Origin of the sequence: Labilithrix luteola, assembly GCF_001263205.1 — a bacterium.
Lineage (GTDB): Bacteria > Myxococcota_A > Polyangia > Polyangiales > Polyangiaceae > Labilithrix > Labilithrix luteola.
This window is the reverse complement of the sequence record NZ_CP012333.1, coordinates 10025441-10049411: the sequence shown is the minus strand read 5'-3', so window position 1 is coordinate 10049411 and position 23971 is coordinate 10025441. Positions and strand designations below refer to the sequence as shown.

Below are 23971 nucleotides of genomic sequence, written 5' to 3'. Positions count from 1 at the left end.
GTCAGCGCGCGTGCGTCGATGGGCCTGCGGATCCGAGGCGCGCGACGTGTTCGAGCACGGCCCGCGCGCTCATCTTTCCCTTGTAGACGTAGAGTGCCGCGGAGTCGCTCTCCTCGAGGAGCTCGGCGCTGACCCGCAGGCGGGCACTGACGGCGAACACCACGCGTTCGCCGAGACCTCGCTCCGCGAGATCGATTCTTCGAAAGACAGCGTCGCGACTCCAGAACCCGAGCACCTCCACGTAGACGGGAGGCCCACCGTCCTCGTGGCGGAGAACGAGGTCGGGGACGCAGATGCCCACGCCCGGCACGTCGAGGAGCGTGCTCGCGAGCTCGACGCGATAGGGCGACCGCAGCGCGCGGAGGGCCTCGGCCAGATCGCGCACGTCGTCGGCCACGTGGGGCTCGGCATCGTCGCCGAACGTCACGTCGCCCGAGGAGAGCGTGAACCCGAGCTGCTCGCGCGAAGGACCCCAACGAACGTCGGCGCGGAGCGTCCATCGTTCGAGCTCGCGCAACGCGGGCAGGAGCAGTGCGAACCGCACGCCGTAGCGCGTCACCGACTCGAACATCGAGAACGGACCGTCGACGGTGACGCGAATGCTCCGTTCACCGACGCGCTCGGCACCGAAGAGCAGCTTGTGGAACTTGAGGCGCCCGAAGAACGCGCGCAGCGGGCCGGGCGAGGGGGCGTCGATCTCGCAGACCACCCTGGCAGCGCGGAGCAGCACCGCTTGCGGTCGTGCGAGCTCGTAGGCCGCGGCGAAGCTCTCGGCGCCCGATTGAGGTGCGGTGACGAGTCGTTGTTCACCACGCAGATCCGCGAAGAGCGCCTGCTCGGTGCGCTCCGGCGTGAGGCCGAGCGAGGTCGCGACTTCCGCGATGACCGCGTCACGATCGAATGGCTCGGAGGCGCCGCGGTTCCTTCTCCGTAGGCTCGCGTGCGAGAAGACGGCGCGGCGCACGTCTTGCGGCGAGACGGTGGGTTCGGCTTCGAACACGCAGGCGTCCTCGACGAGCTTCCGTACCGCTGCCGCTCGCTTCGGCTTCGATGCTTCCTGGCTGATGGCGTCCCAGGCGGCCTCGAGGTCTTCACGGCGGCTTCCGAGGTGGTTCGTGGCGGCGTCGAGGTAGGCGGCCGCAAGCTCGCGCGCCTCGACACGACCGCGCGTGTCGAGCGGCTTGATGACGAGCTCGTCGCCGGAGCGGCGCGCTTCGGCGAGATCAGCGGTAAGCATCGTGCTCCCTCCGCCGCTCGCTCGTTCGCGTTTCGGCCGTTCGCGACGTCACGAGCTCGTAGAGGACGGCGCGCTTTCCTTCGCTCTTGCGGAGGATGCGTCCGAGGCGCTGCACGTGCTCGCGCACCGACCCGCTGCCGGAGAGGACGATGGCGACGTTCGCCTCACGCACGTCGACCCCTTCGTTCAACACCTTCGACGTCACGACGGCGCCGAACGTGCCGTCGGCAAGGCCGGCGAGGATCTCGCTCCGTTCGCTCACACGGGTTTGATGCGTGATGGCCGGCAGCAAGAACCTCCGGGCGATTCGATACGCGGTCGCGTTGTCTTGCGTGAAGACGATGGCTCGTCCGTCGCGATGAACGTCGAGAAGGTGCTCGATCTGCGTGAGCTTCGCGCTCGCCGCGAACGCGAGCTCGCGTTGCCGGCGGTAGCCACGCATGGCGCGACGCCCTTCGGCGCTCCGGGCCGAGCGCGCGATGAAGTCACCGAAGCCACGCGGTGAGGACAGTCGGATGCCGTTCTTCGCGACGAACCCGAGGTAGAGCGCGCGTTCCGCGTCGTGTTCGGCACGCTCTTCTTCGGTCAAATCGACCTCGAGGTGGACCACGTCGTAGTCCGCCAGGTATTCGCCCGCGAGCTCGGAGATGTCCTTGCGGTACACGGTCGGCCCGACGAGCGTGTCGAGCAGCAGGTGCTGTCCGTCGGCGCGCTCGGGGGTCGCGGTGAGCCCGAGGCGGAAGGGCGCGAGGCAGAGTTGAGCCGCGAGCTTGTAGCTGGGGCCGGGCAGGTGATGGCACTCGTCGAACACGACGAATCCGAAGCGCGCGCCGAGGTGCTCCATGTGCAGGCACGCCGAGTCGTAGGTCGTGACGGTGAGCGGGCGGACGTCGTAGTCGCCGCCGCCGATGACGCCGATCGTCCCCCGAAGGTGGCGCGCAGGAGGTCGTACCACTGGCTGACGAGATCCAACGTCGGAGCCACGACGAGCGTGCTGCGTCGTAGATCGTCGATGGCCATCATCGCGACGTGCGTTTTCCCGGCCCCGGTGGGGAGCACCACCACGCCGCGCCGATGGGCAGCGCGGAACGCGTCGATCGCCTCCGCCTGGTAGGGCCGCGGCTCGCGCCTCACGGTGGCGCCGGACAGGTCTTTATCGTACGCGCGAGCCTGGTCGTCGAACGCGGTCCCGCGCGCACGGAGCTCGCTCACGACCTCGGCATAGGCCATCGCGGGCGCACGAAAACAGGCCGTTCGTGTGTCCCAGACGAACGATGCGGGAACCTGCGAAGCCTCCTGCGCGAGGCCGTGCAGCTCCAGCGTGCCTGCATGGAAACGCAGCGTGGCCATGTCATGCCCTCGATAGCACAGGCGCGTGGGCTCTAGGACGATGTCGACTCGATCACCTCCTCACGCAGCCATCGCACGATGGTGTCGACGTGAGGGTCGTCGATCGCGAGCGCCTGAAGGGCGTCGTGGAGACAGAGCACGTAGTCGATATTGGCGCCACTCGGACCGCGCCGCGTGCGCACCCAGCTGGCAATCGCCTTCTCGTCGAGCGGGCCGAGGAAGTGCGGATTGTCCGTCTTGGCCACGTAGACGACGGCCTCTGCGAACGAGACCCCGTCCGGCTCTTCGAAGAGCGCGAAACAGTGGCGTTCGAATCCAGCCTGCTCGCGAACGTCGAGCTCGGCGAGGATGCGAGGCGCCTCGGTGGTGTCGATCCGGTACGCGCAACCTCCACACATGGCACCCGCTTCGGCCACGAGCGTGGCCACGAGGCCGGGCGCTTCGGGAACACCACGGTGATCGGGGGAGCCCTGCCAGAAGCGCCGCGACCAGCCAGGCAAGAATGCCCGCTTTCGCTCGAGGTAGGGGAACGCGGGGCGGAAGATGAGCGAGCCGTAGGCGAAGATCCACATGGGGAAGCGGCCGCCCATTGTAGGACGAACCAGGCGGCCCATCCCGCGGCATCGACGGACCTCTGCCGTGCATGGCGCGCGACCGTTCCGTCGCGTCGCGAACGATGGTACTCGGGGCCATGATTCTGCTCGTGCGCGGCAAGAGCGTCGAAGAGGTTTCGGGCGCGGTGGCGGAGTACGCCGAAGACGACGGTGGCCTCGAGCCGTTCGGCATCGATCCGGGGAACCCCCTTGCGCTGGTCGACGGACTTGCCGGCCCGAACGTGGTCGTTTCGCAGGTCGGTGATTGGGTGTCGATCGCCAATGCTGCGTCGCTCGACATCGCCGACGCGGACGAATGGGGCGCTGCGCTTTCGGCTTCGTGCGACGCGACGGTGGTGGCCCTCGATCTCGACGAAGAAGGCGTCGAGGCGTTCGTCTTCGACGGTGGCGACGAGAGCGTGACGCTCAAGTTCCCGCTCGGTCGTCCGAGCCCTGCGCCCGAGCTCGCCGCGCTCGCGGCCGGGGCCTCGGGAAAGTCGGCGTTCGAGCGTGGGATCCTGGCGAGCACCCACGAAGAGCTCCTCGCGGCCGTCGCTTCGGCGCTAGGCGCGGATGCCCCTGCGAGCGCCGGAACGATGCTCGGCTTCGCCGATCCGCTCGACGAGGAGGGGGCCGACGAAGAGATGCCGCGTGCGCTCGTGATCGATGCCGCGGTTCCCTCGGCCGTACGGATGGCGAGGGTTGGCAAGCGCCTCGAGACGATGGGACCGCTCTTCGCCGTTTCGGTGTCGTCCGGCGCTCCCGTGCTCGGCGTGAACCTCGAGATCGGCGGTGACGCGCTCGACCTTCTCACGATCGACGCCATCGACGTGGAGATGCGGCTCGAGGGTATCCTCGACCGATCGAGCGTCACGCCGCCAGTCGAACGCGTCGGCGACGTGTTCGTCGCGCAGTTGCCGCTCGCGTACATCGAACCTCCGGCGTCGGCGGGCCTCGGCCTCGACGCCTCCGACATGTTCGGCGCGATGCAGCAGATGATGAATGCGGGCGCCGATCAGATCCGGAACACGATCAGCGTCAGCATCGAGGCGCGTGGTGCAAAGGTCGGGCAGGGAACGCTCGAGCTCCGAGCGCTCTCCACGGACGGAACGCTCGTCTCCGAGCCCGCCGCAATCGGCGTCTCCGTCACCGGCTGAGCCATCGCGTTTCGTACGAAATCGCACGCGTTGCGTGGTCGTTTGATGACACCTGGTCGTGTGCCTTGCACCGTGGTGCGAGGGCCGGCTAGACGTGCCGTATGAATCGATTCCGCGTTCTCGGTCCCGCTCTCGCGCTCTTCGTTCTCGCAGCCTGCGGTGGTTCCCCCGCGGAGCCGCCCGCTGCTCCGGAGCCGGCGCCGTCGAGCCCCGTGACCGCCCCGCCGCCCGCGGCGGCACTGACCCCGCCGCCGCCGAAGGAGCCGACGCCGGAGGAGAAGAAGAAGGCGGAAGAGCAGCGCCAGCTCGCCGAAGACCGCGCGAAGATGGAGGCCGACAACAAGGCCGAAGCCGCACGCTGGACGCCCGAGCTGCACGCGGCGGCGAAGGCCCTCGCCGACAAGACGTACCCGACCGGCAAGGCGGGCGTCACGGCGGCGGTGGCGAGCAAGACGCGCGTGCCGGGCAACGCGGATCGCGACAAGTACCGGCACCCCGTCGAGACGCTCGAGTTCTTCGGCCTCAAGCCCACGATGACCGTCATCGAGTACGGCCCCGGCGACGGCTGGTACACCGAGCTTCTCGCGCCGACGCTCTACAAGCAGGGCAAGCTGATGGCGACGAACTCGGACCCGAACGGTCCGATTGATCAGCGCAGCACCTACTACGGCCAGCGCTTCAAGTCGTTCCTCGACAAGGCACCGGAGATCTACGGCAAGGTCGACACCATCCTTCTCGACAAGACGCCGAACCTCGGTGTCGACGGCAAGGCCGACATGATCCTCGTCATGCGTTCGCTGCATGGCATGGAGAACAGCGGCACGCTCGACGCGTGGCTCGCCGAGTTCAACAAGGCTCTCAAGCCGAACGGCATCCTCGGCATCGAGCAGCATCGCGCCAAGCCCGACGCGAACCCGGTCGAGAGCGGGAAGCAGGGCTACCTCCCCGAGAAGTGGGTCATCGAGAAGGTGGAGGCTGCGGGCTTCAAGCTCGCGGGCAAGTCGGAGATCAACGCGAACGCGAAGGACACGAAGGACTATCCGGAAGGCGTCTGGACGCTCCCGCCTTCGTTCCGCCTCAAGGACAAGGACCACGACAAGTACGCGGCGATCGGCGAGAGCGACCGCATGACGCTCAAGTTCGTCAAGGTGCCCGCGAAGGCGGCGCCTACGAAGACGGACGCAAAGGCACCGGCGAAGCCGGCGGCTCCGAAGAAGTAGTCTCCTCACGCTCGCGCACGACGAGGCCATTCACCAGCGTCGCGTGCGCGAGCACTCGCTCGAACAGGCCGAGTGACTGGGGAGGGAGTGATTCGGAGAGCTCGGGAGGGGTCGGCTGAGGCCCCTCGAGCGTTTCTTTGCGAATGAACGACCGCGCGCGAGAGAGAACGGTGCTGACGTAGCTCGCGACCGCATCGACCGGAACGTCGCGGGCGAGCGAGCCCGGCGCGGAAGCGGTGGCATGCGTCTCGAGCGCGGTGACCGCGCCGGCGAGCCTTCGCGTGTACGTCACGAGCTGCATGGCGTCGGCTGCGTCGCTCTCCGTGCGGATCGGCTCGGCGAGGAGCCGCTCGAGCGACGTTTCAGCCTCGATGAGCGAGATGCCTGCCGAGCGCCGCCGCGCCGCAATCTCGGTCAGGATCTCGGGGGATTGCGCCGCCCCCAGCTCGCGCAAGACGAGCTGCGTGTAGCGATCCACGCTCTCGAACATCGCGGAGAGCGCATCCGACAGGCGCCGGAACTCCCACGACGGGAAGACGACGAGCGCGGCGAGCAGCGCGACGGCACCGCCTGCGAGAGCGTCACCGACGCGCGCGGCAGCGACCCACCAATCCCCGGGGTGCCGCGCCGAGATCACCACGAACACGGGCGTGAGAAAGAACGTGAAGAGTCGATAGCTGCGCGGCCGCGTGGCCATGGCCGCCACGGAAAGCGGGAACATCGAGAGCGTCAGCAGGAGCGGATCGCGCACGGTCATCGTGATGACGACCGCCACGAGGCTGCCGAAGACGGTCCCGACGACGCGTTCGGCGGCGCGGGTCCACGTAGCGCCTGGGTAGGGTTGGAGCACGGCCACCGTGGTGATGGTCACCCAGTGCGCGTGCTCCGGAGAGAGGCGGCGCCCGATGAACGCGGCGAACGTCGCGGCGCCCGCGACGCGCAGCGCGTGCCGGAAGAAGGTGGATGCCGGTGACAGCGCGTCGCGGAGCGGTACGAGATCCTGACGGAGGGCCTCGCGGAGCGTCCGTCGCTTCGTAGGGGCCGTCTCCTCGGTTGGCTCGATCGGCATGTCGATCGCTTCGACGAGGCTCACGGCGAGCTCCCCCGCGTGAACGAGCCGAGCGGCGAGCGCTTCGATAGGGCTCGAAAGCGAGACGCGAGGAGGTGGTGGGACGGAGCGATAACGGCGGCGCGCGCCCGATGCGACCACGGTGGTGACGATCACGCGATGCACCTGCGCAGACTGATCGCGAACCTTGCCGAGCGCGTCGACCACTGCCTTGCGCTCTCCTGGCCCGAGGGCTTCGAGGTCGTCGGAGAGCGTGATCAGCAGGGGAAATTGCGACTCTGCGAGGCCGAGCAGGACGCGCAGATTGCTGCCGAAGCGACTCTCGCCATTGCGGCGCGAGCGAATCGCGACCGCCATGTGACGTGCCTCCTCGATGTACGCGCGAATGGATCGGCGATGTTCGCGCGCGAGCACCGTCCAGCGCGGGTCCCCTGGGGGCCATTCCTCGCGCGCCCCGTCTTGCAGCGCGCCTGCATAGACCGAGAGCTCGGCGAAGACGTTCCCGATGGTCCTGCGCATCGGGAGGTGAGTCCAAACGGGCCACACGATCGTCGAGAGCGTCATCGCCCACGCGGCGCCGGCCGAGAAGTAGAGCGCGTCGCGGAGGGGGGTCGCGCTCCAGCGGACGGTTCCGATCGCCACCACGATGGTGAGCGTTGTGCCGAGCGACGACGTTACCGAGCCATAGACGCGGAGGAGTGAGCAGGCGAACGCAACGATGGCCAGCATCAGCGTCGCGAAGACCGGCGCCCGAGCGGTCTCTTCCGACGCGGCGAGAAGAAGGCTTGCGGCAATCGTGAACGTCACGAGGACCTTCACGCGCGTAGCCCGCGAACCGCCCGGATCGGCGAGCGTACCCATCCAGCCGCCGAGCGCGGTCCAGGACAGCTCGCGCCAGCCCCATGCGTTCGCGAGGTAGAACGGGATGAGCGTTGCTACGCCGGCGCGGAGGCCGTTGGCCACGTCGGGGACGATGGCCGCAAGGGGAGTCTCGGGCCGTTTGGCCACGCCGCGACCATAGCAAAAACACGTCACGCGGTGCGCCTGCCTCCCGAGGTCCGCAGCAGGCTGCGCTACTCCGCCCGAGCTTTGCGGATGCCCGGCATCGGCACGTGCGGCCAAACGCGGCTAACGTGGCTAACGTGACCAGACGGTCGAAACGGCATCGCGTCTCGTATGCGTAACACGTGCGAGGAGTCCCATTTTCCGGGCCATCGGCGGTGTAACTTCGATAATTGATGAGCCCTGTCAGAAAGCAGGCAAAGGACGCGCGGGCAGCGCGTGGTGGGGATGCTTCCGAGAGGGGCTCGGGTGGGCATGAGCGGCGGGCGGACAAGCGCTCCGGCGCGATGCGCGCGACCAGGCCGGTCTCCGGTGTCCGTGGCGCCGGCTCGGTCGACCCGTCGAGCTCGGCCTTGCGGGCCCAGCATCAGGCGGAGATCGACGCGCTTCTTTTCGGCACGATCGTCCAGCCTCCCGCGCTCGGCTTCTCGCTCGCTTCGATTCCGCTGGTCGTCGTCGACGACACCGCTCTCGATGCGCTCTCGCTGGACGCCCGAACGAGCGACCTGCTCCGGGCCATCGACGGTGAGTCGAACCTCGAAGCGATCATCGCCCAGACCGACTTGACCGACCGCGAAGCCATGGGGGCCGTCGAAGCCCTCCTCGCGCTCGGAGCCATCCGGCTCCTCCCTCCGAACGAGCGGTAGGAGGCGTCGGGGCGCAATGAAGTACTAAGCCCCGACCTCTAGCCGCCCAGGAAAATCCGTTCGATCCGCACGAGATACGCGTATTTCGCGCGTCTTCCGGTTCGCATGGTCGGGGTTGATCCGTTGGCGCGGTTCATGACAGCTGCTAGGTGAATCGCACACGCCCATGCGCGAGCCCACCCGCCGCTATGAGTCAAGACCCGCCATGTCCGGCAGGGTCGAGCGCGCGGCGATCTCGGAGCTGACGCCGCCGGAGGACCCGCTCATCGGTCGCTTGCTCGGTGGAAAGCTCCTCGTCGAAGAGCGCATCGGCGCTGGGGCGCTCGGCGTGGTCTACCGTGCGCGGCATCTGCACCTCGTGCAGCCCGTCGCCGTGAAGGTGCTTCACGAGCACGTTCGGGCGGAGCCCATGTTCCGCGCCCGCTTCCACGCCGAGGCGCGCGCGGCCAGCGTTCTCGATCACCCGAACCTCGTACGCGTGGTCGACTTTGGTGAGGAGCCCGAGGGTCTGCTCTGGCTAGCGATGGACCTGCTCGACGGCCACGAGCTCGAAGAGCGACTCACCTACCAGGGACACCTCTCCGTCCCGCGTTCGATCGAGATCATGCTCCAGGTCTGCGCAGGCCTCGCGCATGCGCACGCCCGCGGCATCGTCCACGGAGACGTGAAGCCTGCCAACATCGTGCTCGTGCGTCGTCCCGACGACGACGGCGAAGACCGTGAGCTTGCCAAGATCTGCGACTTCGGCGTGGCCCGCGGCGTACCGAATGCCTCGCTCGGCGACGAAGGGCAGGTCATCGGAACGCCCACGTACATGTCTCCCGAGCAGTGCCTCGGCACGGAGCTCGACGGACGAAGCGACATCTACACGTGCGGCGTCGTTCTCTACGAGCTGCTCACCGGCGCTCCGCCATATGTGACCGACGATCCGCACGCCGTCCTTCGCCAGCATCTCTTGGTGGACGCCGTTCCTCCTTCGCATCGGGTGCCTGGCATCGACCCGCGTGTCGACGCCGTCGTGCTCCGGGCGCTCGCCAAGGACCGCGACGATCGCTTCGGCTCGATGCGTGATTTCCGAGCCGCCCTTCGCGGGCTCCTCGGCGATCTCGGCATGCCCACGCGAACGAGCGAGCATCCGCCGAAGCTCGACAGCAGCTTCCCGCCATCCATCTCCACCACGCGTCCGCCGGCGGCGACGCTCACGCGCAACCGCCGCGCGTCCGAGATCGTTCCGCGCAGCTTCGGGCCGGGCGTCGTTCGAGGGCGGCGAACCACGAGCGAGCCCGATGACGCAGTCGCATTCTCGGCGACTCGCGACGCGATGAACGATCGCGAGCGGAGCGCCCTCGCGGTCTTGCTCGAACAAGGCGACGCCGAGGAGATCGCGGCGCGCGTCGAACATCTCGCGGCACGCGTCGGTCGTACGAGCCGTAGCGACACCGGCGCCGTTCGAGCGCTGCAGCTCCTCGAAGATCCCGCGCGACTCGTGCCGCTCGCCTCGCGTCTCCTCGCGGAAGAGGTCATGCCGAGCCCGTATCTTTCGCAGCTGCTCTCGGCGGCAGGCCTGTCGGCGGCTCGCGCGCTCTGGTCGGCACGCATCGCATCGCCGGCGACCCCGTCACGCGCGCGCTTCATCACCTGGCTGGGGCTCATCCACGCGCCGGTCGAAGAAGGACGAACGTCGGCGGCCGAGGCGCATCCCGGCGTCCGTCGTCTGCTTCGGGTGGCGCTCGTTCGGCTTTCGCCCGAGGGCGGCGTGCAGAAACACCCCCACCTGGCCGAAGACGTCCTGCTCGCGGTGCCGGTCGGCCCCGACGCCGAGCTGGCGATGGCCATCCAACCGTTCGTCGATTCTCCGCAGCCGCGCGTGCGCGAGCTGGCGGTCGCCGCCCTCGATCGCGTTGCCCCCTGACCGAATCCCCATTTGGGGGACTGTTCTCACGCAACTCCGCCATGGCAGCCGCCGATGGGCTCTTCGGGAGAGTCTACGCGGAGGAAAAGTCGGTGACGGAAGAGGACGCCGTGGAGGCATCGCGGAAGGTCGTCGTGCGCAAAGGGTGGCGCTGGCGTGAGCCCGTGCGGGTACTGACGTACCGCCGTGGCCTCGCCGGCCGACTCGTTCACGTCGTCATCACGACGGCCAACAAAAAAGGAGAGAGCGCTCGCGTCGAGCTCGATGCTCTGACGGGAGCGCTCCTCGTCGCCGACTATCTGGTGCGCTGATCAGCGTGAGCGGCCGGCCGGAACGTGCTTGCTCCGCGCGCGCTTGTAGCGATCGGCATCCACCGCTTCGCCCGAGACCCATGCCTCGAGGGCGGGCAAGATGGTCTCGGTCCATGCGGGGCCAAGGCGCAGGGCCAAGAAGTCCGCATAGAGCGCCTGGAAGATGTTCTCGACGTCGCGTGCAAGATGCATGCGTTCGTAGAAGGCCTCGTGAGCTTCGTCGCTCGGGGCGTCACCTCGCGGTCCACCCTTCTTCTTCTTACGAACGGGCGGGGGAGGCGCGAGCGCGGGGGCTTCGTCTTCCTCTTTGCCAAGCTTCGTAGGAAGCGTGAGCCCTGCGAAGGCCATTTGCTCGCCCCGAAGGGTCAAGGTGCTCTCGTGGTCGCCCCACGAGATATGGATCCCTGCGCGATCCGGGAGCTTGCCGCGGAGGAGCGACTCCTTCGCCTCACGATGATTGCCGGGAGCGCTGCCCTTGATGACGGTGGACTCCTGACCCGCGGAGAGCACGAGGCGGCCTTCGAGCCACAGGCCGAACGAGCCGTGCTCCTTCGTCTCCAGCGTGGCCTCGAAGAGCTCGCTCTCGAGCCAAAGCCAGAGGAGAAACTCGCGCCCTACGAAGCGACGAAGCTCGATTCGATCGAGGAGCTGCATGGTTCCGCTCACGACTCCTCCTCGGCCGCCTCGTCGTCAGGCAGCGAAAACTTCAGGCTCTCTTCATCGGCGAGATCGGTGGCTTCCATCACCTGCCATGCGGCCTCCTGCGCTTTGGAGAGGCCGATGCGCTCGGCGAGCGTGTAGGGCGACTCGGGCACGAGCTTGAGGCCGAACGTCTTCGTGAAGAGCTCGGTCATCAGGCCCGCGGGCTTCGCGGAATGGCTGAAGAAGCGAACGAGGCCCTCGTTGAGCGACCATGAAAGGTCGACGACGCGCGTCGCGGGTGACACCTCGCGACGCAGCTTGCGCGAAACAAGGTCCTTCAACTCCGTCTTCTCTTTGCGTGAGAGCTTCTCGCGACCCTTCTTCTGGAGGTACGCCGCTTCCGCGTCGCGCATGCGGTTCTTGAGCAGCGGGCCGGGGATCGCCCAGCGATCGGTGCGGAACCCGAGGTTCAGATACTCGTTGTAGAAGACGTCGTCGTACGTGAGCTCGATCTCGAAGGGCTCGCCGATCTTGCACCAGCCGGATCGTTCGAGATCCTCCTCGTCGGGCTGGAGCGGCTTCATCGCTCGCAGACGAATGTGGCGCATGAATCGCTCCTGGAAGTCTTCGGGCATTTCGCCGTCGACGTAGAAGCGCGCGTAAGTCAGCGATCCTTTTAGAGCGGGCACGGCAGCGACGCTTCTAGCACCAGGCCGCTTCACACGGAGATGGTTCCACCGCGATCCAGGCGAATTCTTTGGCGCAGGAGGTGCGTGACGGACGGCGTTCCAATGCTAAAGACCGCCAAGATGCCTCGTTGGCTCGCGTTCCGTGGTTCGTATTTCGCAGTCCGTTTCGCAGTCGTTTTTGCTGGTCTCGTTGGATTCGGCGCTTCCTCCATCACGGCGTGCTCGTCGGATTCGGGCGCGAGCGCGGCCGGTGAGGAAGAGCCCGGGAGCACCGGCGAGTACGGAACCTCGCCCGACGGCGACGATTCACCACGCGCGGAAGCGGGACCTGGCAAGCAGGATGCTTCGAAGTCGGACGCCGGTGATGCGGGCAGCGACGCCGCGCCCTCGGGCGACATTCTCGGCACGCTGAGCGGCGCGTGTGGAACGATCGCGTCGATGCTCACGAGTCCGAGCCCGTCGATCGTGAACGACCAGCTCACGTTCGTCGCGGGCGAGTCGTACGAAAAGGCTTCGCTGTCGCCTGGCGGCCAGCGCATGTTCGACACGGCGAACGCCGGCGGCAGTTCGACCGAGTCCGAGACCATGAGCTTCGAGGTCCTCCACTATTGCGAGGGCGCGACGCTCCTCAAGACGGAGACCGAAGTGAGCTACGCGCCGGCCGATGCTTCCGGCGGCAACAAGATCACCGACCTGCTCGTCGAGATCGACGGCAAGAAGGTCGGCGTGAGCGTCACGCGCGCGTACAAGCCGTCGAATCTGGTCCAGACCGACGCGGAAGTGAAGGCGCTCCTCGAGAAGAAGCTTGGCGACATTCTCGTGAGCAGCTCGCGCGTCTTGCCGGCCGACAAATGGGTCAAACAGATCCTCCACGTCTTCACGGCGAACAAATCCGCGACCGACGCCGTCGACCGTGTCTACCCGATGATCGACGCGGCCGTGCGCGCGGACACGATCGTGCTCGTCACCGAGACCACGGGCGGCGGATTCATCTACTGCGAACCGAACCCCGCGCTCGGCAGCGAGTGTCCGCCGGCACCTTGAAACGGTTGGCTGCTCGACGAGGATGAGAAAAGGGCCGACGGGGTGAAGCCCGCCGACCCTTCGTTCGATCCTGCTCGCGCAGTCGCGGTCAGTGACCGCCGCCGCTACCGGGAACGATGTCGACCTGCGGGCGCCCCGGCTCGGGCCAATCGAGGTGGAAGGCCTTCCCGCGGGGAGCATCGATGCGCTCGTAGGTGTGCGCGCCGAAGTAGTCGCGCTGCGCTTGGAGCAGGTTCGCCGGCAGGCGCTCCGCGCGGTAGCCGTCGTAGTAGGCGAGCGCGGACATGAAGGCAGGAGCGGCGATGCCGTTGGTGGCGGCGAGCGCGACGACCTTGCGCCAGTTGGACTGGCTCTTCTGGATCTGCTCGTTGAAGTACGAGTCGAGCAGGAGGTTCACGAGGTTCTTGTCGCGCGTGTACGCGTCCATGATCTTCTGGAGGAAGCGTGCGCGGATGATGCAGCCGCCGCGGAAGATCGAGGCGATGGCCGCGAAGTCGAACGTCCAGTTGTATTCCTTCTGCGCTTCGCGCATCAGCTGGAAGCCCTGGGCGTACGCGCAGATCTTCGAGCAGTAGAGCGCATCGCGCACGGCGGCGATGAGCTCGTCGCGATTGCCGGAGTGTGACGGTGCAGGGCCCTTGAGCTTCTTGCTCGCCTCGACGCGCTCCTCTTTGAGCGCCGAGAGGCAGCGCGCGAAGACGGCTTCGGCGATCGAGTTCGCGGGAATGCCCATGTCGAGCGCGTTCACGCTCGTCCACTTGCCGGTACCTTTCTGGCCGGCCGCGTCGAGCACGTAGTCGACGAGATAGCCTTCCTTGTGGACCGGATCGGGCTGCTTGAGGATGTCTTCGGTGATCTGGATCAAATAGCTGTCGAGATCGCCCTCGTTCCACGTGCCGAAGACCTTCGAGAGCTCCGGAGCCTTCATGCCGAGGAGGTTCGACAGCAGCGTGTACGCCTCGCAGATGAGCTGCATGTCGATGTACTCGATGCCGTTGTGCACCATCTTCACGTAGTGCCCGGCGCCGTTCGGTCCGAGATACGTGGTGCACGGCACACCGCCCACGACGGGCTTGCCCGGCGAGGCGGTCTCGATCGGCTTGCCGGTCTGGGCGTCGACCTTCGCGGCGACGGCCTTCCAGATCGGCTCGAGGTGCTTCCACGACGCCGGATCGCCGCCGGGCATCATCGACGGGCCGAAGCGTGCGCCCACCTCACCACCCGAGACGCCGGAGCCGAAGAACTTGCACTTCGCGGCGTACTCTTTCTCGCGGCGGATCGTGTCGGTCCAGAGGGAGTTGCCGCAATCGACGACGATGTCGTCCGGCTCGACGCCTGCCTCGAAGAGCTGCTTCGTGACGGCGTCGATCGCGGGGCCCGCCTTGACGAGGATGATGATCTTGCGCGGCTTCTTGATCGAGGCCACGAAGTCCTTCAAGTTCTCGCAGCCCACGAGGCCGCCGGGCGGATTCTCCGAGGCGACGAACTTCTTCATCACGTCGGTCGTTCGATTGAACACCGCCACGCGATAGCCGTGGTCGGCCATGTTGAGCGCGAGGTTCTGACCCATCACGGCCAGCCCGATCAGGCCGACGTCTGCAGTCGCTTGTTGTGCCATGAGTTCTCCGCGTTTCTCCGCTTCGAGCGCGTTCGGACGCTCATCCTAGGCGCGGTCCGCGCGAATGTAATCTGTCCCGATCGCCCCGATGCGCGTTCGGATGATCGGTACCGCGACAACGTTTCCGGTCGCGTGGGGCGCGTGCGGCGGGATGGATCAGCTTGTCGTCGGGCGATCGTCGAGCACGCTCTTCGCGCGGTCTACGTCGAGCGCGTTTTCCCAGCGTGCGACGACGAGCGTTGCGACGGCATTGCCGACCATGTTCGTCAGCGCGCGTGCTTCGCTCATGAAGCGATCGACGCCGAGGAGCAGGGTGAGACCGGCTACCGGAATGTTTCCGGTGGAAGCGAGCGTGGCCGCGAGGGTGACGAAGCCGCTGCCCGTGACGCCGGCCGCTCCCTTCGACGTGATCAAGAGCACGATGAGCAGCGTCGCTTCGTCGCGCAGGGTCAGACGCACGTCCAGCGCCTGCGCCACGAAGAGCGCGGCCATGGTGAGATAGATGCACGTCCCGTCGAGATTGAACGAGTAGCCGGTCGGCACGACCAGGCGCACCACCTCCGGACTCGCACCGAGGCCTTCGAGCTTGGCCATCAGGCGCGGAAGCGCCGATTCGGACGACGACGTTCCGAGCACGATGACGAGCTCCTCGCGCAGATAGCGAAGCAGCTTCACGATCGACAACCCGAGCATCCGAACGACGGTGCCGAGCACCACGAAGACGAAGAGCAGGGCCGTCGCGTAGAAGGTGCCCATCAGCTTCGCGAGGCTTCCGAGGGTTCCGAGACCGTACTTTCCGATCGTGAACGCCATGGCGCCGAATGCGCCGATCGGTGCGAGGCGCATGACGATCCCGACGATGGCGAAGAGTGCGGTCGTGGTCTGCTCGAGAAGCGAGAGGATGCCTTCCTTCTTCGGGCCGAGCGACGAGAGCGCGATGCCGGTGAGCACGCCGAGCACCAGGACCTGCAGCACGTCGCCTCCGGTGAACGCGCCGACGAAGCTCTCCGGAATGATCGCCAGGAGATGTTCGACGAGGCCGTGCGGGCGAGGTGCGGCGAGGGTTTTGTCGAGCGCGGAGGTATCGAGGCCGGAGACGCTCGCGTGCACGCCTGCGCCCGGTTCGACGAGGTGGACGATCGCGAGTCCGACGACGAGCGCCACGGTCGTCATCACCTCGAAGTAGGCGACGGCCTTCGCGCCCACGCGGCCGGCCTTCTTCAGATCGCCCATGCCGGCGATGCCGCCCGTGACCGTCGTGAAGATGATCGGCGCGATGACCATCTTGATGAGCTTCACGAACCCATCGCCGAGCGGCTTCATGGCCATCCCGAGCGACGGACGCAGCCACCCAAGGAGCACGCCCAGCGCGATCGCGAAGAGGACCTGCGCGTAGAGCCCCGGCCCGCGTTTCGGGTTCCCGAGGTTCGTTTGCTGTTCAGCGGTCGAGGCCACCCCGGAACGTTATCCGCGGTGGCCGGGCACGGTCACTCGTTTCCGAGCCGACAGGCGATCAGCCAGCGGCGGACTTCTTCGCCTCGAGCTCCTCCCAGCGGGCGGTGAGCTTGGCGGCGAGAGCGCGGGCGTCCGCGAGGCGCGTGCGGATCTCGGATGCCCGTGAATCCTCCTGGCCACCGGCGTAGAGCGACGGATCGCCGAGCTCGGCCTCGATCGCCGCGGCCTTCGTCTCGGCCTCGTCGATCTTGTCCATGATGCCATCGAGCTCGCGCTGCTCGTTCTTCGACAGGCCGGACGCCTTCTTCTCCGTGCGCCGGGTGTCCTTCTCGCGGGCGCTCTCCTTGGCCTTGTCGGCCTTGCGCTCTTCCTCCTGGCGAGCGCGCGCCGTCGCATACGCCTGGTAAGCGCCAGCGTAGCGTGTAACGCGACCGTCTTTCTCGAACGAGAGGATGCCGGTAGTCACGCGGTCGAGGAGGTACCGATCGTGGGTGACCACGAGGAGCGAACCTTCGTAGGTCGACAGGAAGTCTTCGAGCGCGCTTAGCGTGTCGGTGTCGAGGTCGTTCGACGGCTCGTCGAGCAGGAGCAGGTTGCACGAAGAGGCGAGGAGACGGGCGAGGGCGAGGCGTGCGCGCTCGCCACCGGAGAGGGCCGCGACCTTCTTCTTCTGGGCGTTGCCCTCGAAGGCGAAGCGCTCGAGGTACGTGCGGGGATCGACGCGCTCCTTTTCGACGACGGGGATCGCCTCGGAGACTGCCTCGAGCACCGAGTGGTTCGGATCGAGCGCTTCGCGGTTCTGGTCGAGGTACCCGATGCGCACGCGCCGCCCGAGGACGACTTCGCCCTCCGTGGGCGTGAGCACGCCCTGCACGGCGCGCAGCAGCGTGGTCTTTCCGGCGCCGTTCGGCCCGAGGATGCCGAGGCGATCGCCGGCCGTCATGTTGAGATCGAGACCGCGAACGAGCCAGCGGTCGCCCATCTTGATGCCGAGACCGCGGAGGTCGAGCACGCTACGTCCGCCGTCGGCGACTTGCGCTGAGAGAGAGACGCGCGCCTCTTCGCGCGGACCGGTCGTGTCGCGTGCGGTCTCGGCACGCTGGATGCGGGCCTTCTGCTTGCCCGTGCGGGCCTTCGGCTGGCGCGCGAGCCACTCGAGCTCGGTGCGGAGGAAGTTCTGGCGGTTCTTCTCGGTGCGCTGCTGGAGCGCCATGCGCTCGGCCTTGGCCCCGAGATAGTCGGCGTAGCCGCCGTCGTACGAGTGAACGTTGCCGCTTTCGACTTCGAGCGTGCGATCGGCGACGCGATCGAGCAGCCAGCGGTCGTGTGTGACGAGGAGAACGGCGCCGCGAAACTCGTCGACCAGGTACTTCTCGAGCCAGTCGATGGTGTCGGCGTCGAGATGGTTGGTGGGCTCGTCGAGGATCATCACGTCGGGCGCGCCCACGAGCACGCGCGCGAGTGCCACGCGACGCTTCTGACCGCCGCTCAGGCTTCCGGCGGGGCGATCGATGACCTCGCCGACACCGAGATGGGCGAGCACGCGCTCGACCTCGTGCGTGCGGTCCCACCCTCCGAGGCGCTCGACCTCGGCGGAGGCCGCGTGTTGCTCGGCGAGCAGGGCAGCGTTCGTCGGCTCCTGGGAGATGCGTTCGGTGAGCTCGTCGTGGCGCTTGCGGGCGACGAGCCACGCGTCGAGTCCTTCTTCGACGTGCGCCCGAACGGTTCGCGACGGCTCGATCGCCGGCTCCTGCGCGAGGTAGGCCACCCGCGCGCCGCGCCTGAGCGCAATCGAACCGCCGTCGGCGGGCTCGGCCCCGGCGAGGATCTTCGCGAACGTGCTCTTTCCGGCTCCGTTGCGGCCGACGACACCGACGCGCTCACCGTCGTCGATCGTGACCGAGGCCGAAGAGAGAAGAATGCGGTCACCGTAAGCTTTGGTGACCTCGAGGGCAGCGATGACGCTCATGACGCGGGCCGTGTTCTAGGCCAGCGCGAGGCGTAGAGCCACAGCCATCGCGCTCGAGCTGAGGCTCGAGCGGCAGAACTGTGTCAGGCCTGGACGTACGGCGTCTTCGCGACGGACGAGCGCGGGGGGTCGAACGAGGCGAGCAGGAGTTCGAGGCCGTACTCGAAGGCCCGATCGGCCGGCTCGTCGTCGAGCTGCTCCGTGATGCGTTCGAGGCGCGGGTACGACGGGCCGATCTCCGCCGGCGCCGGATCGCTCTCGGGCTCGGCTTCGGCTTCGGCTTCGGCGGCCTCGGCCGATTCGCGTTCCCGGACCCCCGCGAGCTCGTCGAGGGCGACGCCGTTCGCATACGCGCTTACGGTCCTGAAGAGACGCGCGACCGTGCGTTCATCCACCCCTTCGTTGGCCGCGCGCTCGAAGAGTGTCTCGAGGAAGACGGGCGTGCTCGTCGTGACGAATCGGCGGCTCGCGAGCAGCGGAAAGGCGCGCGGGTGGTCGTGGGCGAGCTTTCGGTAGGCGTGTGCAACCTTGCGGAGCGCGTCGATCCACGTGGCGGACGAGCCGTGATCGACGTCGAGCTTGGAGACCAGGCTCTCGACGACCGCGTCGAGCAAGGCGTCTTTGCTCGAGTAGTACCAGTAAATGGCCATCGCCTCGCAGCCGAGGGCCGCACCCAGCTTGCGCGTGCTGAACTCGTCGAGTCCGGACTGGTCGATCAGCCGGAGGGCCTCGTCACGGATGCGCTCAGCCGTTAGTCCCGTGGCGCCAGTCGCACGCTTCGGGCGTTCGGTTCGAGGACGGCGAGTGGCGGGCTTGTTACGACGCTTGGTGTCCATGACCGGGGCCGAGTGTGCCGCGAGTCGCAGAGTCTCGCACGCACCTGTGTATTACCGCCTCTTTCACGGGTATTTCCCATTATTTCTCGGTCCGCGGCGCGATGGGTAGGCGGCGGGCGGGAAGCCGAGAGCCAGGAGGGGCGAATCGGTCCGAACGGGGTCGTCGTATTTTGCTGCGTTATCGCTGGGTTGTTGGGCTGCCTTTGAAGGCCAGCCGTAGGGACCGCTCGGCGCTAGGGGCCAAGGAGTTTCTATGCCGCCACGCGAAGAATCTAGTGGAGGCACTCGAGACGGTAGATCTTCCGGCCGTCCGCCGTGAAGCGGAAGGGCGGATCGCAACTCACCATTCGGATCGTGGTGCTCCGTTCGGCGTCGGCGACGGATTCCGTGGCGTAGCCGGGGGAGACCGGGGTGTCGCGGACCAGTCGGACGGCTCGCTGGCGAAGCTCACGCGCAACACGTCGGTTGTCCGCCGCCGCGCGGCGCTTGAAGGTGACCTCGGCCTCGCTCACGGCGAGATCCGTTTCGAGATCTTCCGCTCGCGCGACGAGGAGCTCCTTCTCCTCGCCGGACGCGTGGTCTGCCGTGTCACGTGCCGCCTTCGCCGCGGTACGCAGCGGACCGATGCGTGCGGTTAGCTCCGTCGCGGCTCTTTCGTCGGACGTCGCCGCGTCATCGAGGAAGCGCGCGCGACTGAGGAGCTCGCGCGCACGCGTGACCGGTGCATCGAGCGAGGTGCTCGTGGCGTCCGAGTGGGTTCCCTGGACGCCACCCCATGTGGACGGCACCGGCTCGGTCTTGGTCGTCGCCGCAGGAGGTGTCGCGCGGGGATCGTCCGCGAGGGCGGTGGCTGGCGTCATGGCCAAGGCGCCTACCGCACACGCGATCACTCCGACGAGCGCACGGAACGACGAGAAGGACGACAACGACGAGAAGGACGACAACGACGAGAAGGACGACGAAGCCCAACGAACGTTCCGCGCCATGCGCCGAAGCTTATCACCGTCTCACGCCGAGCACGCCTCACGACGTGCGGCGGGCGGCGCGTGCTTTCGCCTTCTTGGGCGTGCGCGACGCGCTGCGTGAGCGCGGAGCGAGGAGCGCCTCGACTTCCGCAGGCTTGAGCGTGCGGATGACACGAACGCGAGGTTCGAGGCCGCCGAACGGTGCTTCGACCTCGGTTGGGTGAAGTTCGTGAGGCGCTTGGAGCACGAGGACGCGCTCACCCGAAATGACTGGGATTTCCGCCGGAATGTCGTCGAGCGCGAGTCCGTGCGGGTCGCCGCCTTTGGCGGGATGGAGATCGAAGGGCAGGGTGACTTCCGGTGCCTTCTTCGGCGCCTTCGTCTCACCCTTGGCGACAGCAACCGCGCGCGCAGCGGGGCGACGTCCGGGGATCAACCCCTTCGCCTCGTCGCCCACGAGTGCATCGGCGAGAAGCAGCGCGAGCTCGAAGTTGGTCGTCACGTCGCGCGTGGTCACGCGGAAGCCTCGCTTGCTCTCCGGATGAACGACGGTGAGCTCTCCTTCGTCGAGGATGAGCAGGACCTGGCGCAGAAACCCGGCTTCGTCGACGACGTCCTCGAGCGGGTAAGCCGTCTCTGCGAGGGCCTCGCGATCGGTTACGCGTGCGCGCAGCTTGCGCGAGCGCGTGAGGCAAGCCACCGATGCCAGGCATCGCGCGGGAAGCGTACGGAACGCATCGGCGTCTTTCGGCTTCTTCGCCGCGACGTCGGCGCCGGCCGTCTCGATGGCCACGTCGACTTCGTCGGTACCGGCTGCCCGGATGCAGGCGCGCGCGAAACGTGTGGCTCCTTGCAGCGCGTCATGGAGACCGCGCGAGGCGATCGGCCATGCGAGCTCGGGCGAAGCACCTGCCTCGACCAGGGCGCCGAGCGCGAGGAGGAGAACCTGGAGGGAGCGACCGCTCGCGCTAGAGCTTGCTTTGTCGAGCGTGCGAAACGCGGTCTTCGTACCAGCCTTGTCGTCGGCGTCGAACGCGCGGAGAGCCTTGCTCACGGCGCCACGGAGTGCGCGGTCGTCGTCGCTTTTCGTGGCGACTTCGACGAGATGAGACATGGCGCTGGGGAAATCGGGCATGTCACCGGCATAACGTGGCCGCGGCCTCCGATGCAACGAAGCTCTCGGGCGCCGTGACGGATCGTTCCCCTGGCCTGGGCCACCATCCCAACTGGCCGGGCCAGGTGGCGCCGCACGCAACCTGGCGAAGAGACTCGCGGCGGCTCTTGGCACGCGACGTGTGAAGGGCGCGTTCATGACGCCCGTGTTCGATGCCAAACGACCCGATCTCCGACGCGCATGGCCCTCGAGGACGGCATGTCTGTTCCTCCTTGGGCAGCTCTCGTTCACCCTCGCATGCGCCGGCGACGACACCCGTCCATCCTCGTCGGCGAGCGCGGTCGGCAGTCGCGACCGCGCTTCGAACGACGTGGGCGGTGCGTTGCCCGACGGAGGCTCTCCGAGGCCGACCCTCGACGTTCAACTGCTTCTCCGGAACGACGATGGTGAGCCCATCGTGGGCCGTCCCGTGGTCGCCGTCGACAGCCGGGACAAGCACCTCGAGGTCATGACCGACGAGACGGGGTCGCTCTTCTTCATGGGGCTCTCGCCGCCGTACGACGTTGCGGTCGCGCCGGCGCCGTCGGGCTCGGTCGTCACGCCGGTCGTGTTCGTCGGGCTGACACGTCCCGACCCACGGATCGTGGTCTCCGAGCGGCTCGAACCCGCTGCCCCATCGCCGGTTCGTCGTCTGCACGTCGAGGTCGCTGCACCTCCGTGCCCGGTCGCCGGAGAGTCGTGTTGGGTCGTGGCCACGAGTACGTCGTCGTCCGGTACGGGGCACGGTGCGGCGTGGTACGGCGCGGAGAGCACGCAGGTCGTCGTCGACCTCACGCACGTCGCGTCGTCGGGGCCGGGAAGCAGCAGTGAGGCGGCGCTCTTGGCCGAGCCGACCGAGGTGCATGTCCTCGCGGGGGAGGAGCTGGGGAGCGGCTTCTGGTACGCGCGTGCGTCAGCCCCGACCGACGGGAACCTGGGCCCCCTGACGCTCGATCTGGTGGAGGCCACCGAACCGGCGGTCTTCGCGACGCGGCCGCCGGATACGGAGAGGTTCTGGAATTGGCGGCTCGAGGCTTGGCTCGCCATGCCCGACGGCGGGCGCCTGCTCCTTCGCAGGGCCTGGTGGCCGTCGTTCGCTGCGCGCGTACCTCTGCTTCCCGGCGCGCTGCTCGAGGTGCGGGCGAGCGCCGAGACGTCCGACGACGATCACAGCCCGATGGGCGCGCGACGTGTGGCCGAGGTCTGGTCCGGCGCACTCCCGCTCGCGACGCCAAACGTGGTTCTCGAAGCTCCACGAACAGCGGTGTCGACCCGAGCAGGGACCAACGTTTCCCGCCGCGGTCCGGGTATCGGATGGACGGGACCGGATGGCGTTTCCACGGTCGTCCTCGTGGATCTCCAACGCGGGCTCCAGCGCTTCCGTCTCGTCACCGCCGAGCGCGAGGTCTCCCTTCGACGTCTCGAGGCGCTCGGTATTCCGCGTCCCGATCCGGGGCAGCACGCGCTCGACATCGAAACGCAGGTCCATGGCACCGTCGACGGCGTCGCGGACGTCACCGCTCCCATCGAACCGCTGCCGTCGTCGCTCGACCAGCGCGAGCCGGGCGCTTCGACATACACGCGGTTCGGGTTCGTCGTCACGCCTTGATCACCGGCGCATGGCGCATCGAATGCATCCGCATCGACCGAGAGGTCGCCATGCCGAGGACCGCGCCGAGCTCGCGTTGGACAGGGGGCGCAAGGCAGCGTTTTCGTCGCGAACGGATGAACCGCCAGCGGCGCCGCGAGAGCGACTGGGCACTCGTCGTGTCCTTCTGGGCCTTCAGCCTGCTCTTCGGGATCGGTGCGGCGATCACCGGTTGGGGGCTCGCGATGATCCTCGCGTGGGTGATGCTAGCCGTGGCGGCGGTCAGCGCCATGACCCACACAGGCGACGGCGACGAACGGCTCTTTCATTGAGCGGTTCGTGAAACACTTAATGAGGCGTGCGGCGCCTACAATGTAGGAAAGTTGTCCAAACGCTCTCCGATCACGGAGGGTCGTGGCCGAGGGCAGACCATGACCACCGCGAATCACCTCTCTCGCCGCGCGCTTCTTGCGGGCGCTTCGGGGCTGTTTCTTTCGACGATGGGAGTCCGCGCGGCCGCTCAGACCGCGCCGGCTCCTCCCCCGCGTTCGCGTTCGCGCGTCGTTCAAATCGCCAAGGATGCGCGCGGCCTGACCGTCACCCTCGAGCTCGAACACGCGCCGTTTCCCGCGCCCGGATCGTACTGGCGGGACGCGACCGTGTTCGTGTTCATCCCGAGCCATCACCGCGTGTCCCGCGATACGAGCGTCCAGACGGTCGTTCACTTCCACGGGCACAACTCGACGGCGGAGCGCGCGATGAATGCGCATCAGCTCCGTGAGCAGCTCTTCGAGAGCAAACAGAACGCCATTCTCGTCGTGCCGGAGCTCGCGGTTCTGGCGCCCGACTCCTCGTGCGGAAAGCTCGAGGCGCCCGGGGGCTTGTCGCGCATGCTCGACGACGTGCTCGCCACCCTCGACTCGCCCGAGGTCCGCGCTGCGGCGGGCCCCTCGGCCATCGCGCAGGGCGCCACGGTTGGTCGCGTCTGCGTTTCGGCGCACTCGGGCGGCTATCACGCGGCCGCCGCCGTCCTCAAGAATGGCGGCGTGCCCGTGCAGGAAGTTTACCTATTCGACGCGCTCTATTCCGACGTCGATGCCTTCAAGCAGTGGGTCATCGCCGGCCGCGGAAAGCCCATGGGCTCGCGTCACAAGCTGGTGTCGTATTACACGGACGGCACCACGGCGTGGAACACGCGCGCGCTCTTCGCCGACCTCGAGAAGGCGGGCGTCGACTGTGCCCACGAGGTCGTCGAAGGCACGCTCTCGCGCGAGCAGCTCACGCGCGCGGAGGCCGTGAGCATCAAGACCCAACTTTCTCACGGCGCGGTCACGAGCGAGCTCAACAGCCTTCGCGACTGCCTCTACGCCTCCGCGCTTCGACGCACGCTCCGCAGCTCGTGGTTCGATGCGAAGAAAGGGGCGCGCCCGCTCGAGCGACGGCGCTGACGCGCG

21 protein-coding genes and 1 pseudogene are annotated in these 23971 nt (G+C 67.5%); 9 read left to right on the top strand and 13 right to left on the bottom strand.

The annotated features are described in order from the left end of the window. Position 1: 1 nt before the first annotated feature. The 4 genes and pseudogenes from AKJ09_RS43395 to AKJ09_RS43385 form a co-directional block, all read right to left on the bottom strand. Entirely contained in the window at positions 2-1237 is a 1236-nt protein-coding gene (locus tag AKJ09_RS43395) for a DUF790 family protein (protein WP_146653728.1), read from the bottom strand. Beyond that, positions 1224-2192, bottom strand: a complete 969-nt coding sequence (locus AKJ09_RS43390) for a DEAD/DEAH box helicase (RefSeq protein ID WP_240488824.1) — start codon at positions 2190-2192, stop codon at positions 1224-1226. The genes AKJ09_RS43395 and AKJ09_RS43390 overlap by 14 nt, the downstream gene beginning before the upstream one ends. Further along, positions 2192-2587 (bottom strand): annotated as a pseudogene (locus AKJ09_RS55805) (DEAD/DEAH box helicase family protein); the annotation flags it as partial. The gene AKJ09_RS43390 and the pseudogene AKJ09_RS55805, both read right to left, overlap by 1 nt. Positions 2588-2619: 32 nt before the next feature. Next, entirely contained in the window at positions 2620-3177 is a 558-nt protein-coding gene (locus tag AKJ09_RS43385; RefSeq protein WP_240488823.1) for a gamma-glutamylcyclotransferase, read from the bottom strand. A 101-nt stretch (positions 3178-3278) separates the two neighbouring features. On the opposite strand from AKJ09_RS43385, the gene AKJ09_RS43380 reads away from it, so the two are divergent. Continuing rightward, complete coding sequence (locus AKJ09_RS43380; RefSeq protein ID WP_146653726.1) at positions 3279-4337, top strand: hypothetical protein; 1059 nt, start codon at positions 3279-3281, stop codon at positions 4335-4337. A 101-nt stretch (positions 4338-4438) separates the two neighbouring features. Then, a complete protein-coding gene (locus tag AKJ09_RS43375) occupies positions 4439-5557 on the top strand; it encodes a class I SAM-dependent methyltransferase (protein WP_146653725.1) in 1119 nt (372 codons plus the stop codon). Here the strand turns inward: AKJ09_RS43375 and AKJ09_RS43370 are convergent. Continuing rightward, a complete protein-coding gene (locus AKJ09_RS43370; RefSeq protein ID WP_146653724.1) occupies positions 5505-7634 on the bottom strand; it encodes an FUSC family protein in 2130 nt (709 codons plus the stop codon). The genes AKJ09_RS43375 and AKJ09_RS43370 overlap by 53 nt on opposite strands. A gap of 341 nt (positions 7635-7975) precedes the next feature. On the opposite strand from AKJ09_RS43370, the gene AKJ09_RS43365 reads away from it, so the two are divergent. The 3 genes from AKJ09_RS43365 (at position 7976) to AKJ09_RS43355 (ending at position 10558) form a co-directional block, all read left to right on the top strand. Then, positions 7976-8335, top strand: a complete 360-nt coding sequence (locus tag AKJ09_RS43365; protein WP_205633954.1) for a hypothetical protein — start codon at positions 7976-7978, stop codon at positions 8333-8335. Between the two features lie 205 nt (positions 8336-8540). Further along, complete coding sequence (locus AKJ09_RS43360; RefSeq protein ID WP_169928348.1) at positions 8541-10247, top strand: serine/threonine-protein kinase; 1707 nt, start codon at positions 8541-8543, stop codon at positions 10245-10247. Positions 10248-10288: 41 nt separating this feature from the next. Then, positions 10289-10558: a hypothetical protein gene (locus AKJ09_RS43355; protein WP_146653721.1), complete on the top strand. Its 270-nt coding sequence runs from the start codon at positions 10289-10291 to the stop codon at positions 10556-10558. On the opposite strand, the gene AKJ09_RS43350 is transcribed toward AKJ09_RS43355, so the two are convergent. Together AKJ09_RS43350 and AKJ09_RS43345 are read right to left on the bottom strand one after the other, a co-directional pair. Next, positions 10559-11224, bottom strand: a complete 666-nt coding sequence (locus AKJ09_RS43350; protein ID WP_146653720.1) for a hypothetical protein — start codon at positions 11222-11224, stop codon at positions 10559-10561. Continuing rightward, positions 11221-11889 carry a hypothetical protein gene (locus AKJ09_RS43345; protein ID WP_205633953.1) on the bottom strand — a complete coding sequence of 223 codons (669 nt, stop codon included), beginning with the start codon at positions 11887-11889 and terminating at the stop codon, positions 11221-11223. Before AKJ09_RS43345 ends, AKJ09_RS43350 begins: the two co-directional genes overlap by 4 nt. Positions 11890-12009: 120 nt before the next feature. On the opposite strand from AKJ09_RS43345, the gene AKJ09_RS43340 reads away from it, so the two are divergent. Next, positions 12010-12933: a hypothetical protein gene (locus AKJ09_RS43340; RefSeq protein ID WP_146653719.1), complete on the top strand. Its 924-nt coding sequence runs from the start codon at positions 12010-12012 to the stop codon at positions 12931-12933. Positions 12934-13021: 88 nt separating this feature from the next. Here the strand turns inward: AKJ09_RS43340 and gndA are convergent, their stop codons facing one another. The 6 genes from gndA to AKJ09_RS43310 all read right to left on the bottom strand — a co-directional run bounded on the left by gndA (position 13022) and on the right by AKJ09_RS43310 (position 20890). Then, a complete protein-coding gene (gndA, locus tag AKJ09_RS43335; protein WP_146653718.1) occupies positions 13022-14551 on the bottom strand; it encodes an NADP-dependent phosphogluconate dehydrogenase in 1530 nt (509 codons plus the stop codon). 156 nt (positions 14552-14707) lie between these two features. After that, positions 14708-16006 carry a C4-dicarboxylate transporter DctA gene (gene dctA / locus AKJ09_RS43330; RefSeq protein WP_146653717.1) on the bottom strand — a complete coding sequence of 433 codons (1299 nt, stop codon included), beginning with the start codon at positions 16004-16006 and terminating at the stop codon, positions 14708-14710. A 58-nt stretch (positions 16007-16064) separates the two neighbouring features. Next, positions 16065-17975: an ABC-F family ATP-binding cassette domain-containing protein gene (locus tag AKJ09_RS43325; protein ID WP_146653716.1), complete on the bottom strand. Its 1911-nt coding sequence runs from the start codon at positions 17973-17975 to the stop codon at positions 16065-16067. An 83-nt stretch (positions 17976-18058) separates the two neighbouring features. Then, positions 18059-18811, bottom strand: coding sequence for a TetR/AcrR family transcriptional regulator (locus tag AKJ09_RS43320; RefSeq protein WP_146653715.1), 753 nt, complete (start codon positions 18809-18811; stop codon positions 18059-18061). Between the two features lie 272 nt (positions 18812-19083). Next, positions 19084-19797 carry a hypothetical protein gene (locus AKJ09_RS43315; protein ID WP_146653714.1) on the bottom strand — a complete coding sequence of 238 codons (714 nt, stop codon included), beginning with the start codon at positions 19795-19797 and terminating at the stop codon, positions 19084-19086. Positions 19798-19834: 37 nt separating this feature from the next. Beyond that, on the bottom strand, positions 19835-20890 hold the full coding sequence (locus AKJ09_RS43310; RefSeq protein WP_146653713.1) for a hypothetical protein: 1056 nt from the start codon (positions 20888-20890) through the stop codon (positions 19835-19837). 196 nt (positions 20891-21086) lie between these two features. Here AKJ09_RS43310 and AKJ09_RS43305 point away from each other — a divergent pair, with 196 nt between their 5' ends. The 3 genes from AKJ09_RS43305 (at position 21087) to AKJ09_RS43295 (ending at position 23965) form a co-directional block, all read left to right on the top strand. Beyond that, positions 21087-22538: a hypothetical protein gene (locus tag AKJ09_RS43305; protein WP_146653712.1), complete on the top strand. Its 1452-nt coding sequence runs from the start codon at positions 21087-21089 to the stop codon at positions 22536-22538. A 116-nt stretch (positions 22539-22654) separates the two neighbouring features. Beyond that, the gene (locus AKJ09_RS43300; protein ID WP_146653711.1) at positions 22655-22849 is read left to right on the top strand and encodes a hypothetical protein; all 195 of its coding nucleotides are present in this window, start codon (positions 22655-22657) and stop codon (positions 22847-22849) included. Positions 22850-22948: 99 nt separating this feature from the next. Continuing rightward, on the top strand, positions 22949-23965 hold the full coding sequence (locus tag AKJ09_RS43295) for a hypothetical protein (protein ID WP_146653710.1): 1017 nt from the start codon (positions 22949-22951) through the stop codon (positions 23963-23965). Positions 23966-23971 lie beyond the last annotated feature (6 nt).